This is a genomic window from Actinomadura sp. K4S16 (genome assembly GCF_008327685.1).
In the GTDB taxonomy this organism is placed as follows: Bacteria; Actinomycetota; Actinomycetes; order Streptosporangiales; family Streptosporangiaceae; genus Spirillospora.
In genome coordinates this window covers 60255-74429 of record NZ_BDDE01000018.1, presented here as the reverse complement: position 1 = coordinate 74429, position 14175 = coordinate 60255, and the positions used below count along the sequence as shown (strand labels likewise).

The following is a 14175-nucleotide window of genomic DNA, read 5'->3' as shown; positions in this document are numbered from 1 at the left end:
TTGCTCAGGTCAGGGGCGCGGGGGCGGGCCGGTCCAGGTGGGAGATGTCGTTGAAGCCGCGGACCGCCGACAGGCCGCCGAGCCTGACCAGCCGGGAGATCGATCCGTTGTCCGCGCCGAGGAACGCGAACGGTCTGGCGCCGGCGGCGGCCGCGAGGGCCTGCGCGATCACACCGCCGTGGGTGAACACGGCGATCCGGCCGCCCGCGTGCGCCGCCGCGAGGCGGGCGAGGCTCTCCTCGACGCGTGCGGCGAAGACCTCGTTCCCCTCCGCCCCCGGGATCACGTCCCAGCGCTCTTCGGCGAACATCCGCTGCGCCACCGGATCGTTCTCGGCGACCTTCTTGCGGAAGAGCCCGCCCTCCCACTCGCCCAGATGCACCTCGCGCAGGCCCGGCTCGACCCGCGGCTCCAGCCCGAGGCGGCGGACGAGCGGCGCCGCCGTCTCCGCCGTGCGGCGCAGGGGCGTCACGTAGACGGCGTCCAGGCGCTCCCCGCCGTCCAGGTGGGCCGCGGCGAGCCGCTCGCCCACCCGCTCGGCCTGCTCCCGTCCCTCCGGCGCGAGATCGGGGTCGCCGTGGCCGTCCACAAGCGGGAACGGCCGGTCGGGGCGCGCCGGCGCGGAGGCGCCGTGCCTGATCAGAAGGACTTCGGTGGCACCGTCCGGCGCCCTGTACGGCGTCTGCCGGTACTCGCCCGGCTCATCCCGCTCCTCCACGCTGGGCACCCTAGACGACCGATTCAGGCCGTTATTCGGCGGGTTCGGTCATCACGGCCCGGGCGGGACGGCGGTCAGCCCAGCAGCGGAGCCAGGCGGTCGAGCTCTTCCTTGAGCGGCGCAGCGGGGATGTCCTCGAACGGGGTCACGGTCACCTCGCCGTCTGCGGCGTCCCAGACTCCGGCGACCCGCCCCTCGTACAGGACGACCGGGGAGATCCATCCCGCCGCGCGGCTCACCTTGCTCCTGTGGTCGGCCGGTACCAGGTAGGTCGTGCCCGTCCCCGCCCCCAGGACGTACTGGTCGAACCCGCCGAGCAGCCGGACGGACGCGGTGGGCGCGGTGTCGAGGAGTTCGTCCATGTGCTCCGCCTGCACGTACATGGGGACGCCTTCGACCTCGACGGTGGCCAGCCCCTCCTCGGCGGCGGCGAACCACGCCCTGACGTCCTTCTTCCGGCTCTGCTTGCGCATCAGCCAGTTGTCGAACATGTCAGGGGTCGCGGGCCCGTGGGCGCCCAGATAGGCGTGGATCACGGTACGGGCGGCGTCCTCCATGGAGGGCAGGCCCGTCCAGCCCGGAAGCCATCGCGCCGGAGACGTGAACGTGACCTTGTTGCCCTGGGGCGGTCCGTAGCAGAGGACGCCCCACCACGCGAGCGGCTTGAGCAGCGTGCCCCAGCCGGAGCCGAGCACCTCCGCGAGATGCGACGAACCCGTCTCGTCCACGATGGCCCGGGCGAGCTCCTCGCGAGTGAGGGCCGCCCCGCCCGACAGCGCGCCGGCGGCGGCCGCGGCGATCGCCTCCAGGTCGGCCGGGGTGGTGCCGAAGGCCCGCTGCCAGGTCCCCTTCTCCCAGTTGCGGAGGGACGAGCACAGCATGAGGTGGGCGCCGGCCTCGTCCGCGGGCAGCAGGTGCAGGGTGCCGCGCGCCGCCCACGTCTTGACGAGCGTCCGTTCCTCCAGCAGGGCCCGCGGCACCTGGCCGGCGACCGGCGTCCGCCGGCGCACCGCGACGGCGAACTCGGCGGCGGACGCCACCTGCGCCTGCACGCCCGCCAGCCTCCGCGCGATCTCCGGCGCGGACACGTCCTCCGGCCGTTCGACGAACTGCCGCCGCATCCGCCAGGCGAGGACCTGCTTCCACGTCACCGAGGCCATGCCCGATTAAACCGCGGCCCACCGACACCGCACCGACCCCGCACGCCGCGCCCGACGGACGGGGGCCTCCAGATCAGAGGAGGCGGTGGGTCAGCTCGCTGAAGGCGTCCCGGACGTCGTCGGTGGTGAGGAGCGTCAGGTCGGCGGCGGTCGCCGCGGAGCCGAGCCTCGCCGCCCGGAGCGCCCGGCGCGCGCACGCCTTCTCGTACATGGAGCGGGCGAAGCGGCCGTTGCCGAGTTCGTCGATCCGGCCCGTCCCGCATGCGCGCTGGAACACGAGGGCCAGGTCGTCCAGGGCGCTCTCCTCCCACTGGTCGCCGCCCTGCTCGGCCATGAGCTGGGCGATGCGGAGCAGTTCGTCGGGCCCGTAGGACGGGAAGTCCACGCGCACGTCGAAGCGGGAGGCGAGCCCGGGGTTGGAGGCCAGGAACCGGGTCATGTCGGCGTCGTAGCCGGCCAGGATGACGACCAGCCGGTCGCGGTCGTCCTCGGCCCGCTTGAGCAGGGTCTGCACCGCCTCGGCGCCGAACGCGTCGCCGCCCGAGTAGCCCGGGTTGCTCAGCGCGTACGCCTCGTCGATGAACAGCACGCCCCCGAGGGCGGAGTCGATGGCCTTGTTCGTCTTGAGCGCCGTCGCGCCGAGGTGCTCGCCGACGAGGTCGGCGCGCTGGGCCTCGACCACCTCCGGGCGGGCGAGCAGCCCGAACGCGGCGAAGACGCCGCCGAGGACCCGCGCGACCGTGGTCTTGCCCGTGCCCGGCGGGCCCGCGAACACGAAGTGGCGGGTCGGCGGGCGGGTGACCAGGCCCTGCTCCTGCCGCATCCGGGCCACCTGCAACTGGGCGGCGATCTCGCGGACCTGCCGCTTCACCGGCTCCAGCCCGATCATCGCGTCGAGGGAGGCGAGCGCCTCGTCCAGCGTCGGGGTCTCGGTGTAGCCGCGGAACCGCTCGGTGACCTCCGCGAAGGCGGTCTCCACGTCCTCGGCGCGCACGGTGACCAGGTCTTCGGCGGTGGGCCTGGCCGGCGCACCGGACGACGAGACGGCCTCGACCACGCGCACGTCCCGCGCGCGCGCCGCCGCCTCGGCCAGCGACCGGACGAACCTGCCGTTGCCCAGGTCGTCGATGATGCCGCGCCGCTCGACCTCCTCGAAGCGGGCGGCGAGCCGCCGCCGGGCCTCCGCGTCGAGCCGGTCTTCGCGCAGGGCGGTGTGGTAGTCGGCGATCTGCAGCAGCTCCGAGGGGCGGTAGGACGGGAAGTGCACGCGCGTGCCGAACCTGGAGGCCAGCCCAGGGTTGGAGTCGAGGAACTCCTCCATCTGGGTCTCGTATCCCGCCAGGATGACGACGAGGTTGTCGCGGTCGTCCTCGGCGCGCTTGAGCAGTGTCTGGACGGCCTCGTCGCCGAACCGGTCGGGTTGCCCTTCGGCGGAGTTGACCAGGCTGTACGCCTCGTCGATGAACAGGACACCGCCCAGGGCCGAGTCGACGAGCCGGTTGGTCTTGAGGGCGGTCGCGCCGAGGAACTCACCGACGAGGTCCGCGCGGTGGGCCTCGACCAGGGCGGGTTCGGGCAGCAGCCCGAACGCGTAGAAGATCTTGGCCAGCACCCGGGCGACGGTGGTCTTGCCCGTGCCGGGCGGCCCGACGAAGACGAAGTGCCGCATCGGCTTCTCGGTGGGCACCCCGGCAGCGGCGCGCATGTGCGCGGCCTCGATGGACGCGGCGATGGAGCGGACCTGCCGCTTGACCGGCTCCAGCCCGATCATGTTCTCCAGTTCGGCGAGCGCGTCCGCCACGGAGATGTCGGGCGACTCCGTGCGCCGCTCGGGCGGCGCCTGGCGCTCGGGGGCGCTGCCGGAGTCGGCGGCCTGCGCCGCGGCGCGCTGGTCGTGCACCGCCTGCGCGGTGGCGGCGGCTCCGGCCTCACCGGAGCCGCGCCGGTCCGGCCTGCTCGGCTTGTCCGGCCGCTCGCGCTTGTCCGTGCCCGAGGGGTTCTTGCGCGGCGCCGCCGTGGCGTCCCCTTTCGGGCTCGCCTGTTCCTGCACCCAGCCCGTCTCGTAGGCCTCCGCCGGGACGGTGCGCCTTGCCCGGTCCCACCGGTAGGCGAGGACGGCCAAGGCCGCGAGCCATCCAGGCGTGACACTGGCCTCAGGCAGCGGGTTCGCGCACGCCGCCGTGGCCACGCCCGCGGAGGCCAGCCCCAATAGCGTCGTGCGCCACGGCGCGTACCCGCGCAGGCGGAAGGCGACGAAGGCGACGGGCACGGCGAGCAGGCCGAGCAGCAGTTCCGGACTCAGATACGGCGGGTTTCCTTCGTCCGGGTAGAGCCCGCCCAGAGGCACCGACAGGGCGAGCCAGGCCAGGATGACCGTGACGACGGCCATGCCCGTGGGCGAGCGGAGCGTCAGGTGGACGACGACCAGCAGGATCACCGTGAACGCCGCCGCGCCGAGGATCGGGCCGTCCAGGAGGACCGCGGCCACCAGCACGAGCGCGACGAGCAGCACCGCCCCCAGGAACCTCAGTCCGGGAGTGATCTGGAAGTAGCGCCACCTCAGGCGCTCGAAAAGATCCCGCGCCGCGGCGTTCTTCGCCGGGCGGGAGCGAGACCTGCCGAACAAAGCCATCAAAGCGAGTAAAGCGCAGGACCGCCCGGAACGGGACTCCCCGCGCCCTGTTCGTTGACTTACACCGGCCCTGCCTGGTGCGGAACGGAGCCCGTGCCGCACTTGGCACCGGGACAATTGTCCTGTCCAGAAGTGGAAGTTCCACGCTGCGCCCGGAAGGGGCCGCCGCCTCCGGCCACGGGGAGTGGTGCGGCCCTACGATCGGTGACGCAGGTCGTCCGCCGTCCAAGGAGCCCCCTTGACCGACTCCACCGGTGCCTTCCCCGGGCTGGTCCCCTCCCCCGCCGCCGCCACGGGCGTCGCGCGTGCCGCGGGCTACGAGATCGAGGAGGAGCTGCGGGCCGCGCCGTCCGGAAGCGGCCGCCCCCTTGTCATCGCGGGGGTGGACGAGGTGGGGCGCGGCGCGTGGGCGGGCCCCGTCGTGGTGTGCGCGGCGGTCACCGACCTGAGCCCGCCCCCCGTCGTGCCGGGACGCGGGAAGAAGGCGATCGCGCTGACCGACTCCAAGCTCCTCACCGAGGCCCATCGCGAGTCGTTCGCCGGGATCCTTCCCGGCTGGCTTGCGGGGCACGCCATAGGCGCGGCCGGCCCTGAGGAGATCGACGAGGTGGGGATGACAGCCGCGCTGCGGCGCGCCGCCGTCCGCGCGTTGGAGTCGCTGCCCGTCCGGCCCGATGTGGTCATCCTCGACGGCAAGCACGACTTCCTCAGCCGCCCCTGGCGGGTCCGGTGCGAAGTCAAGGCGGACCAGAGGTCGGTCACGGTCGCGGCCGCGTCCGTGTTGGCGAAGGTCCACCGCGACCGGCTCATGGCGGAACTGGACGGCGAGTTCCCGGGTTACGGGTTCGCCGACAGTGCCGGGTACCCCTCGCCCGTCCATCAGAAGGCCCTGGAGGAGCACGGTCCCACGCCGCACCACCGGCTGTCGTGGTCCTACCTGGACGACCTCCCCCGCTGGCGCCACATGAAGAAGCACCGCGACCCGCTCGCCGGGGAAGGGCAGCTCAGCCTGCTGTGAGCCGGCTCCCCGCATGCGGGCGCATGAGTCATCTCCGGCGGCCGGGGTAGAGCGGCCGACACGGGAGGTGCATGCCATGGATGCCGTCGTCAGGAAGCTGCTGCGGGAGTCCGGCGAGACGTTCGCCGAAGAGGCCGGCATAACCCTGAAGGACCAGCCCGCTCCGCTGTTCAAGCTGCTCGTCCTCGCCAACCTGCTGAGCGCCAGGATCTCCTCCGACATCGCCCTCGCCGCCGCCCGCGAGCTGTTCGCGGCCGGGGGCGGCACGGCACGCGGCATGGGCAGGCTGACCTGGCAGGAGCGCGTCGACGCGCTCGGTCGGGGGCACTACGTCCGCTACGACGAGAGCACCGCGTCCCGCCTGGGCGACATGGCGGAGATCGTCGAGGACAGGTACAAGGGCGACCTGCGGCGCCTCGCCATCGAGGCCGGACGCGACACAGGGAAGGCGGCGGAGCTGCTGCGGGAGTTCCCCGGCATCGGCCCCACCGGGGTGGACATCTTCTGCCGCGAGGCGCAGGCCATCTGGCCGTGGCTCCGCCCCTACGTCGACGGCCAGGTGAAGAAGGGCGCCGAACGGCTCGGCCTGCCCGCCGACGGCGAGGAGCTCGCCTCCAAGGTGCCGGAGAAGGACATGGCGCGGCTCAGCGCGGCGCTGGTGAAGGTGGCCCGGGACAAGAAGCTCGCCGAGCACCTGAAGGCCGCGTAGGCGCCGGGCGCACGCGTCACGTCCAGACGGCGACCTCGTCCATCTGCTTGCGGGCGATGTCGGGCACCATCGCGTCGTCCGCGGGATAGCCGACGGGGATCACCACGTATGCGCGTTCCTCCTGCGGACGGTCGCAGACCTCGTTCAAGAAGCGCATGGGGCTGGGAGTGTGCGTGAGGGTCGCCAGGCCCGCCTGGTGGAGGCCTGCCAACAGGAACCCCACGGCGATGCCCACGGACTCCTTCACGTAGTACGGACGCGGAGTCTCCGGCCCCTTGTGCACCTCGAAGACGACGATGACGGCGGAGGCGTCCTCCAGGAACGGCTTGCGCCAGTCGGTGCCCAGCGGAGCGAGCGCGTCCAGCCACTCCCGCGAAGCGCGCCTTTCGTAGAACTCCCGCTCCTCCCGCTCGGCGGCGTCCCTGAGCAGCCGCTTGCGCTCCGGATCGGTGACCACCACGAACCGCCACGGCTGGAGGTTCGCCCCGCTGGGCGCCGTCGCCGCCGCCCGGATCGCGTGCTCGATGACGCCGCGGGGCACGGGACGTTCGGAGAAGTCGCGGACGGTGCGGCGCAACGCCATCGTGTCGGCGAACGCCCGGACCCGCTCGACCGACTCCTCGGGCGGAACGTCGAAACGGGGCGCGGGTACTACGGGGTACTGCCGCTGGGTGCTCATGCGACCGTTCCTACCGCCGGGGCCGAGCCCGGGACAATCGGCAGGATCAGCCAACGTTCCGGGCCCGTTCCGGCACTCCCCGCGCCGCGGGGCGCTCAGTCCTTGCCGCGCGAGGCGACCCACTCCAGGTTCCAGCCGTACGCCTGGTCGACCGTCATCTTGCCCCAGCGCGGACGGCCGGGCGGCGGAAGGACGAACCGGCCCTCGCGGCGGACGACCAGTTCCCCGTTCACGTTCTCGATGAGCGCCAGGACCGCGTCGCGGGAGGCGTCCATGCAGTCGTCCATCCGCATGTCGATCGGCGGCGCGCCCACCGGGAACAGCGTGGCGACGGCGTTCAGGCCGCGGAAGTCGTCGGCGCCGTCGTAGATCTCGGCGAACACCAGGATCCGCTTGAACTCGGCCGTGTGGTCGAGGTTGATGTGGAGGTTCTCCCCCGACTCGATCGCGCCGGTGCGGTCGTCCTTGTCGAGCTGGATGTAGGGCGGGCGGTCGAGGGCGCCCATGTCGCCGAGGGCGTGGATGATGCCCTTCCGGCCGTCCTTCAGCTCCCACAGGCAGCACAGGTCGAGGTCGAGGTCGACGCCGCGTCGGCGCTTGCCGAGGCGCCCCTTGGCGGCGCCCTCACGCGCGGTCCAGTTGAGGTTGACCCGCATGTGGCCGCCCCGCGCGCCGTGCTTGGTGAGCGACACCGACGGCGCGTTCTTCGTCAGGGAGACCGTTCCGCCCGCCTGGGGCTGTGGGGCCGCCCCCTGCGGAGGCGGCGGCGCGTACTGCCCGGGCGAGGGCGCGTACTGGCCGGGAGGCGGGGCGTACTGGTTCCTCGGCTGCGGCGAGTACTGCCCTGGAATCGGCGGCGGAGGCGCGTACTGCCCGGGCGGAGGCGGGTACTGGCCGGGCTGCGGGGCGTACTGCTGGCCGGGCGGAGGGGGCGGCGGCGTGTACTGGCCGGGAGGCGGCGGAACATACTGCCCGCCGGGGGGCGCGTACTGCTCCTGCGGCGCGGGCTGCGCCGGCGGGGGCGGGGCCTGCGGCTGCGGGGGCGCGGGCGGCGCCGCCTGGCCCGGGTCGTCGACGCTGATGCCGAAGTCGGTGGCCAGCCCGGCGAGCCCGGAGTCGTAGCCCTGGCCGATCGCACGGAACTTCCACGCGCCCTGCCTGCGGTAGAGCTCGCCGAGGACGAACGCCGTCTCGGTGGTGGCGCCCTGGCTCTCGAACCGGGCGACCTCCGTCCCGGCGGCGGCGTCCACCACCCGCACGTACAAACCCTGGAACTGGGAGAACGTCCCGCCGTCCGAGGACGCGGCAATGACGATCTTGTCGATGGCGGGCTCGACCCGGTTCAGGTCGACCGCCAGGACGTCGAGGACGGTCGGCCCCTGCCGCTTGCCCTCGTGCCGGACCGCGCCCGACCCGTGCACCGGCTGGTTGTAGAAGACGAAGTCGTCATCCGACCGCACACGGCCCGTCTCCGCGACCAGGAGCGCCGAGGCGTCCGCGTCAGGCACGCCGGGCCCGCTCTGCCACCCGAGTTCGACCCGCACCGAGGGAACCGGAACCGCCGTGTTGGCGCCCTTCTGCATCGACATAACGCTCCTCGTCATCGACCGTTGCCACCAACCTAGAGGCAGTCGCCCGGCCCCGCGACTGCCATGAGAGGAGGACGCACGGCGGCACCGGGGAGTTCCGCTCCCCGGCGGCGCGGCCTCACCCGGACGAGTCGGTGGGCGGCGCGCCGGGAAGCGGAGCGGGCTCGGGCGTGCGCAGGCCGTCCAGGACGATCCGCAGATTGCGGTCCCACTGCTGGTCGCCTGCCCGCAGGCCCACCGTCTGGTCGCCGGTGGAGACCGAGACCAGCAGGAACGCGACGTCCTGCCAGGTGACGTCCGCGCGCATGGCGCCGGCGCCCTGGGCCCGCTCCACGAGAAGCCGGATGCGCTCGCGCAGTTCCGCGCGCGCGGAGTCGATGCCGCCGCCCAGCGTGTGGTTGATGTCGCAGAGTTCGTTGCGCAGCCGGGTGTAGGAGGCCGCGAAGTCGCAGAAGCCCTGCCAGGGGTCGGTATCGGCGAGCCCCTCGTCGCCCTTGGCGACGATCTCGCCGAGCACCTCCGCGAGGACCGCCTCGAGCAGCGCCTCCAGCGTGCTGACGCGCCGGTAGAACGTCCCCACGCCCACTCCCGCGCGGCGCGCGATCTCGTGGGCCGTGACCTCGCCGCCGCTCTCGACGGCCGCCTCGCGCGCCGCCGCGACGAGACGTTCCACGTTGCGCCGGGCGTCGGCCCGCGGGCGGCGGCCCGTGCCGTCGTCCAGCAGGCGGTCCACGGCGCTCCTGGTACCGCTCATGAACCGGATTCTAACCACAACCGGACGCCTTCCGTCCGATTTAAGTGGACAGCTCGCGTCCGCTTGCGCTAGCTTCGCCGAAGCGGACGCGACTGGTCCGCTTTCGACGAAGGGACTGATCATGGCATCCGGACCCGGAGGCTCCCCCGCCATGAAGATCACCGCGCTCGCCGCGGGCTTCGTGCTGGCGAGTGTGGACGCCACGGTCATGCAGATCGCCGGGGCGACCGTCCAGGACCGCCTGCACGCCCCGCTGAGCCGCCTCACCTGGGCCGTCGACGGCTATGTGCTCACGTTCGCGGCCCTGCTGATGCTGGCCGGCGGGCTCGCCGGGCGGCTCGGCGCCCGGCGGGTCTACCTGTGGGGCATGGCGGTGTTCCTGACCGCCTCGCTGGGCGCCGCGCTCGCCCCGACGATCGAGGTCCTCATCGCGGCCCGGCTCGTCCAGGGCGCCGGCGCCGCGCTGTTCATGCCGAGCTCGCTGGCACTGCTGGTCGAGGCCTTCCCCGATCCGCGGCGCCGGGCCCGCGTGCTCGGCCTGTGGTCGGCGATCGTCTCGTCCTCCGTCGCCCTGGGGCCCACCGCCGGCGGCGTCGTGGTCGGCACGCTCGGCTGGCGCGCCATCTTCCTGATCAACGTGCCGCTCGCGCTCGCAGGCATGGCCCTGGCCCGCCGCTTCATCGCCCCCGTCCCCGGCCGCCCCGTCCCGCTCGCCGTCCCCGGGCACGCCGCACTGGTCGCGGGCCTCGGCGCGCTCAGCTTCGCGCTGATCGAGGGCCCGCACCGCGGCTGGACCTCTCCCCCGGTCCTCGCCGCGATCGCCGTGGCGCTGGGCACCGCCGCCCTCCTGCCTCTGCGGGAGCGCCGCGCCCGGAGCACCGTGATGCCGTGGCGGCTGTTCCGCGGCCCGCGCTTCGCCGGCGCGAACACCGTGGGCTTCCTGTTCAACGCCGCCTTCTTCGGGACGCTATTCCTGGTCGGCCTGTACTTCCAGCACGGCGGCGGCGCCGGTCCGGTCAAGGCGGGCCTGATGGTCCTCCCGCTGACCGTCTTCATCCCGCTCAGCAACCTGGCCTTCGCGCACCTGTCCGCGCGGGTCCCGACCGGCCTGCTGCTGATCGGTTCCCTCCTGCTCGCCGCCGCGTCCTCTCTCGCCCTGGCCACGATCGGCCCGTCCACCCCCTACTGGACGACCGCGGCCGCCCTGGCCGCGGCCGGCATCGCGGGCGGCGTCACCTCCCCCGCCATGACGGCCGTCATGGTCGACGCCGCGGGCCCCGGCAACGGCGGCGTGGCCGGCTCCGTCCTCAACACGGGCCGCCAGATAGGCACGCTCATCGGCATCGCGGCCATCGGCGCCGTCCTCGGCGCGTCCACCGACTGGACGACCGGCGCCACCGTCTCGTTCGCGCTGATCGGCGCCGCCTACCTCGCCGCCGCACTGGCCGCCTGGCGCCTCATCGCCCGTCCCGAGCGAACCGAACGGCGCGAACACCGCGCCGTCCCAGAACCGGCCGCCGCCTGCTCCCACACCCGGACCGCCTGAGGACCCGGCTGCTCAGGCCGACCACTACGGCCCACGGGGGCAACCCACAGCCTCACCCCCAGGAGACCCGGCATGTGGAATGAGACCGAGAGGGTCACAAGCGAATCAGGGGACTCGGGCGGTCCAGGCGGAGGTGGAGAACTTGTCGGTCACGTACTTCTGGGCGAGGCGCAGCTCGTCGTCCGTCACCCGGTCGTCGGAGAGGCCGTAGCGGCCGCGGAAGTGGGCGATCATGCGGTCGATGATCTCTTCGCGAGGCAGGCCCGTCTGGCGGCGGAGCGGGTCCACGCGCTTGTTCGCACTCGCGATGCCCTTGTCGGAGATCTTCTCCCGGCCGATGCGGAGCACCTTCAGCATCTTGTCCGCGTCGATGTCGTAGGCCATGGTCACGTGGTGCAGCACCGCGCCCGCGGCGAGCCGCTTCTGGGCGGCGCCGGCGATCTTGCCGTGGTCGGAGGTGATGTCGTTCAGCGGCTGGTACCAGGCCCTGATCCCGAGCTCGCCGAGCGCGCCCAGCACCCAGTCGTCGAGGAACGCGTAGCTCTCGGCGAAGGACATCCCCGCCACCAGGCTCTCCGGCGCGTAGAGCGAGTAGGTGATGGTGTTGCCGGGCTCGATGAACATCGCGCCGCCGCCGCTGATCCGGCGGACCACCTCCACGCCGTGGCGCGCGGCCTCCTCGGCGTCGACCTCGTTGCGCAGCGACTGGAAGCTGCCGATGACCACCGCCGGCGACGCCCACTCCCACACCCGCAGCGTGGGCGGGCGCCGTCCCGCGCCGACCTCCTCGGCGATGACCTGGTCGAGGGCCATGTGCAGGGCCGGCTCCTGCGGCGGCTCATGGATCAGCCGCCAGTCGTGCTCGCGCCAGTCGGACGCGCGCGTGACGGCCCGCCGCACCGCGATCCCCACGGCCTCGGCGGTGATGCCGAGCATCACCGTGTCACGCGGGAGGGCCGCCTGGACGCGGGCGCCGAGCGCCCGGGCGTCGAGCCCGGCCGGCAGCCCGTCCAGGGCCGCATTGATCGTTTCGAGGGCGCCGTCCGGCTCCAGGAAGAAGTCGCCGCTGATCCGCGGGCCGCGCAGCAGCCCGTCCACGACCTCGACGTCGGCGACGACCAGCTTCCCGCCGGGGACCTTGTACTCACCGTGCATCACGTAGGACTGAACCCCGCGGCCGCGCACGCGATTCCACCGCGTGCGGGCTGGGGTGCGGCGGCTCCGGCTAGGGTTCCGGGAACCGACCGCTGGAGGGGGCATGCCGAGACCGGGAACGCCGGTGCGCGGCTCGACCGGCGGCCGCCCGCTCATGGCGGCCCTCGACCTGTTCGGACGCCGCTGGACGCTGCGCATCATCTGGGAGCTCCAGGACGCGCCCCTCGGATTCCGTCCCCTCCAGCAGCGCTGCGACGCCATGTCGTCCAGCGTCCTGCGGCAGCGGCTCCTCGAACTGATCGACGCGGGCCTCGTCCACCAGACGCCCGAGAACCTGTACGCCCTGACCGGACTGGGCCGCGACGCCCGCGAGGCGCTCGGCCCCCTGTCGCGATGGTCCGACCGGTGGGCCGCCGCCCTGGAGGAACCCCCCGCGTGACGGGTGCCACCCCTTGTGCTTCTGTTTCAGAAGCGCCAGACTGCTTCTGAATTCGAAGCACATCGGAGGCCGCCATGCCGCGCATCGCACCGCTCGACCCCCCGTACACCCCCGACATCGCCGCCGCCCTCGCCAAGTGGATGCCGCCGGACGTCGCGCACGAGCCGCTGGTCCTGTTCCGCACCCTGCACCGGAACCCCGAACTGGCGTCGCGCATGCGCGTGCTCGGCGCCGGCCTGCTCGGCCACGGCCGCCTGCCCCTCCGGGACCGCGAGATCGTCATCGACCGCACCTGCGCACGCGCCGGCTGCGAATACGAGTGGGGCGTCCACACCGCGGCGTTCGCCGAGGCCGCCGGGCTCGACCCGGAGCAGATCGGGGCGACCGTGTCCGGCGACCCCGCCCCCTGGTCGCCGAAGGAGCGCCTCCTGATCAGCGCGGTCGACGAACTCCACGACTCGGCCCGCATAACGCGCCCGACATGGGACGCCCTCGCCGACCACTACGACGAGCCCCAACTACTCGAACTCCTGGCGCTAGCCGGCTGGTACCGCACCATCAGCCAACTCATCAACACCCTGGAACTCGACAACGAGCCCTGGGCCCCCCACTTCCCCACCTGAGGACCTCAACGAGCGGCCCGGCAACCACCCGGTGAGCCGGGCGAGGGCGCGGGCCGGGGACGCGGGTTGGGGGCACGGAGCGCGGGCCGGAAGCACGGAGCGCGGGTTGGGGGTGTGGGCGCGGGGCGCGGGTCGGGGTGTGGATGGCATCGTGGGGGGACAGCGTCTCAGGAGGGGGTCCGGGTGAGCAATCTCGACGTCAAGCCGAAGCCGGTCGAGTGCGGGGGCCGGGAGGAGGTTCCGGGAGGCCCGGTCCACGAGCTGCTGCCGCCGCGGCGGGTGCCGCTCGGCGAGAGCACGGTCGTCCGGCGGCTGCTGCCCAGCCTGGGGCGGCGGATGGTCGGCGCCTGGTGCTTCGTCGACCACTACGGACCGGACGACATCACCGACGAACCCGGCATGCAGGTGCCGCCCCACCCCCACATCGGGCTGCAGACGGTGAGCTGGCTGCACGGCGGTGAGGTGCTGCACCGCGACAGCCTCGGCAGCCTGCAGACCGTCCGGCCGAAGGAGCTCGGGCTGATGACGTCCGGACGGGCCATCGCGCATTCGGAGGAGTCGCCGCGCGGGCACGGCCCCGTCCTGCACGGCGCCCAGCTCTGGGTGGCGCTGCCCGATTCGGACAGGTACACGGACCCGGCGTTCGAGCACCACGCCGACCTGCCCGTCGTGGACGGTCCGGGGTTCAGCGCCACCGTGATCCTCGGGGAACTGGACGGCGCCGTGTCGCCCGGCACGGTCTTCACGCCCATCGTCGGGGCGGACATCGCCCTGGCGGACGGCGCCGACGTGGGCCTGCCGGTCGAACCGGACTTCGAGTACGCCGCGCTCACGATGTCCGGCGTCACGGAGGTCGACGGGATGCGCGTGGAGCCCGGATCGATGCTGTACCTGGGATCCGGCCGCCGCGAACTGCCGCTGAGGGCCGACGGCGCGAGCGGTCTCGTGCTGCTCGGCGGCGAGCCGTTCGAGGAGAAGCTCGTCATGTGGTGGAACTTCGTCGCCCGGACGGGAGAGGAGATCGCCCGCGCCCGCGAGGACTGGATGGGCGGCGACCGCTTCGGCACCGTGCGCGGCTACGACGGCGCGCCCATCCCGGCGCCCGCCATGCCCGCGACGCCCCTCAAGCCCCGAGGCCGGACGCGCTGAGCGG

General features: G+C 73.2%; 13 protein-coding genes. 6 read left to right on the top strand and 7 right to left on the bottom strand.

The window, feature by feature from the left end; genetic code table 11:
- Positions 1-4 precede the first annotated feature (4 nt).
- From K4S16_RS28440 to K4S16_RS28430, 3 genes are all read right to left on the bottom strand, one after another.
- Positions 5-718: a histidine phosphatase family protein gene (locus K4S16_RS28440; protein ID WP_149262127.1), complete on the bottom strand. Its 714-nt coding sequence runs from the start codon at positions 716-718 to the stop codon at positions 5-7.
- A gap of 74 nt (positions 719-792) precedes the next feature.
- Positions 793-1878: a winged helix DNA-binding domain-containing protein gene (locus K4S16_RS28435; protein WP_149262126.1), complete on the bottom strand. Its 1086-nt coding sequence runs from the start codon at positions 1876-1878 to the stop codon at positions 793-795.
- 73 nt (positions 1879-1951) lie between these two features.
- Positions 1952-4510: an AAA family ATPase gene (locus K4S16_RS28430; RefSeq protein ID WP_149262125.1), complete on the bottom strand. Its 2559-nt coding sequence runs from the start codon at positions 4508-4510 to the stop codon at positions 1952-1954.
- Between the two features lie 268 nt (positions 4511-4778).
- On the opposite strand from K4S16_RS28430, the gene K4S16_RS28425 reads away from it, so the two are divergent.
- Both K4S16_RS28425 and K4S16_RS28420 read left to right on the top strand, forming a co-directional pair.
- On the top strand, positions 4779-5528 hold the full coding sequence (locus K4S16_RS28425) for a ribonuclease HII (protein WP_149262407.1): 750 nt from the start codon (positions 4779-4781) through the stop codon (positions 5526-5528).
- Between the two features lie 76 nt (positions 5529-5604).
- Positions 5605-6237 (top strand): endonuclease, encoded by a 633-nt coding sequence (locus tag K4S16_RS28420; protein WP_149262124.1) that lies wholly within the window; start codon positions 5605-5607, stop codon positions 6235-6237.
- A gap of 16 nt (positions 6238-6253) precedes the next feature.
- Here the strand turns inward: K4S16_RS28420 and K4S16_RS28415 are convergent, their stop codons facing one another.
- The 3 genes from K4S16_RS28415 to K4S16_RS28405 form a co-directional block, all read right to left on the bottom strand.
- The gene (locus tag K4S16_RS28415; protein WP_149262123.1) at positions 6254-6916 is read right to left on the bottom strand and encodes a nitroreductase family protein; all 663 of its coding nucleotides are present in this window, start codon (positions 6914-6916) and stop codon (positions 6254-6256) included.
- 95 nt (positions 6917-7011) lie between these two features.
- The gene (locus tag K4S16_RS46555; RefSeq protein ID WP_149262122.1) at positions 7012-8505 is read right to left on the bottom strand and encodes a TerD family protein; all 1494 of its coding nucleotides are present in this window, start codon (positions 8503-8505) and stop codon (positions 7012-7014) included.
- A gap of 118 nt (positions 8506-8623) precedes the next feature.
- Positions 8624-9259, bottom strand: a complete 636-nt coding sequence (locus tag K4S16_RS28405) for a TetR/AcrR family transcriptional regulator (protein WP_149262121.1) — start codon at positions 9257-9259, stop codon at positions 8624-8626.
- A 121-nt stretch (positions 9260-9380) separates the two neighbouring features.
- Here K4S16_RS28405 and K4S16_RS28400 point away from each other — a divergent pair, with 121 nt between their 5' ends.
- The gene (locus K4S16_RS28400) at positions 9381-10805 is read left to right on the top strand and encodes an MFS transporter (RefSeq protein WP_149262120.1); all 1425 of its coding nucleotides are present in this window, start codon (positions 9381-9383) and stop codon (positions 10803-10805) included.
- A gap of 105 nt (positions 10806-10910) precedes the next feature.
- Here the strand turns inward: K4S16_RS28400 and K4S16_RS28395 are convergent, their stop codons facing one another.
- Positions 10911-11960, bottom strand: coding sequence for a biotin/lipoate A/B protein ligase family protein (locus K4S16_RS28395; RefSeq protein ID WP_149262119.1), 1050 nt, complete (start codon positions 11958-11960; stop codon positions 10911-10913).
- Between the two features lie 103 nt (positions 11961-12063).
- On the opposite strand from K4S16_RS28395, the gene K4S16_RS28390 reads away from it, so the two are divergent.
- The 3 genes from K4S16_RS28390 (at position 12064) to K4S16_RS28380 (ending at position 14171) form a co-directional block, all read left to right on the top strand.
- Positions 12064-12399 (top strand): helix-turn-helix domain-containing protein, encoded by a 336-nt coding sequence (locus K4S16_RS28390; RefSeq protein WP_235037123.1) that lies wholly within the window; start codon positions 12064-12066, stop codon positions 12397-12399.
- 74 nt (positions 12400-12473) lie between these two features.
- Positions 12474-13022 (top strand): carboxymuconolactone decarboxylase family protein, encoded by a 549-nt coding sequence (locus K4S16_RS28385; protein ID WP_149262118.1) that lies wholly within the window; start codon positions 12474-12476, stop codon positions 13020-13022.
- 183 nt (positions 13023-13205) lie between these two features.
- Complete coding sequence (locus K4S16_RS28380) at positions 13206-14171, top strand: pirin family protein (protein ID WP_149262117.1); 966 nt, start codon at positions 13206-13208, stop codon at positions 14169-14171.
- The last annotated feature ends 4 nt before the right edge of the window (positions 14172-14175 follow it).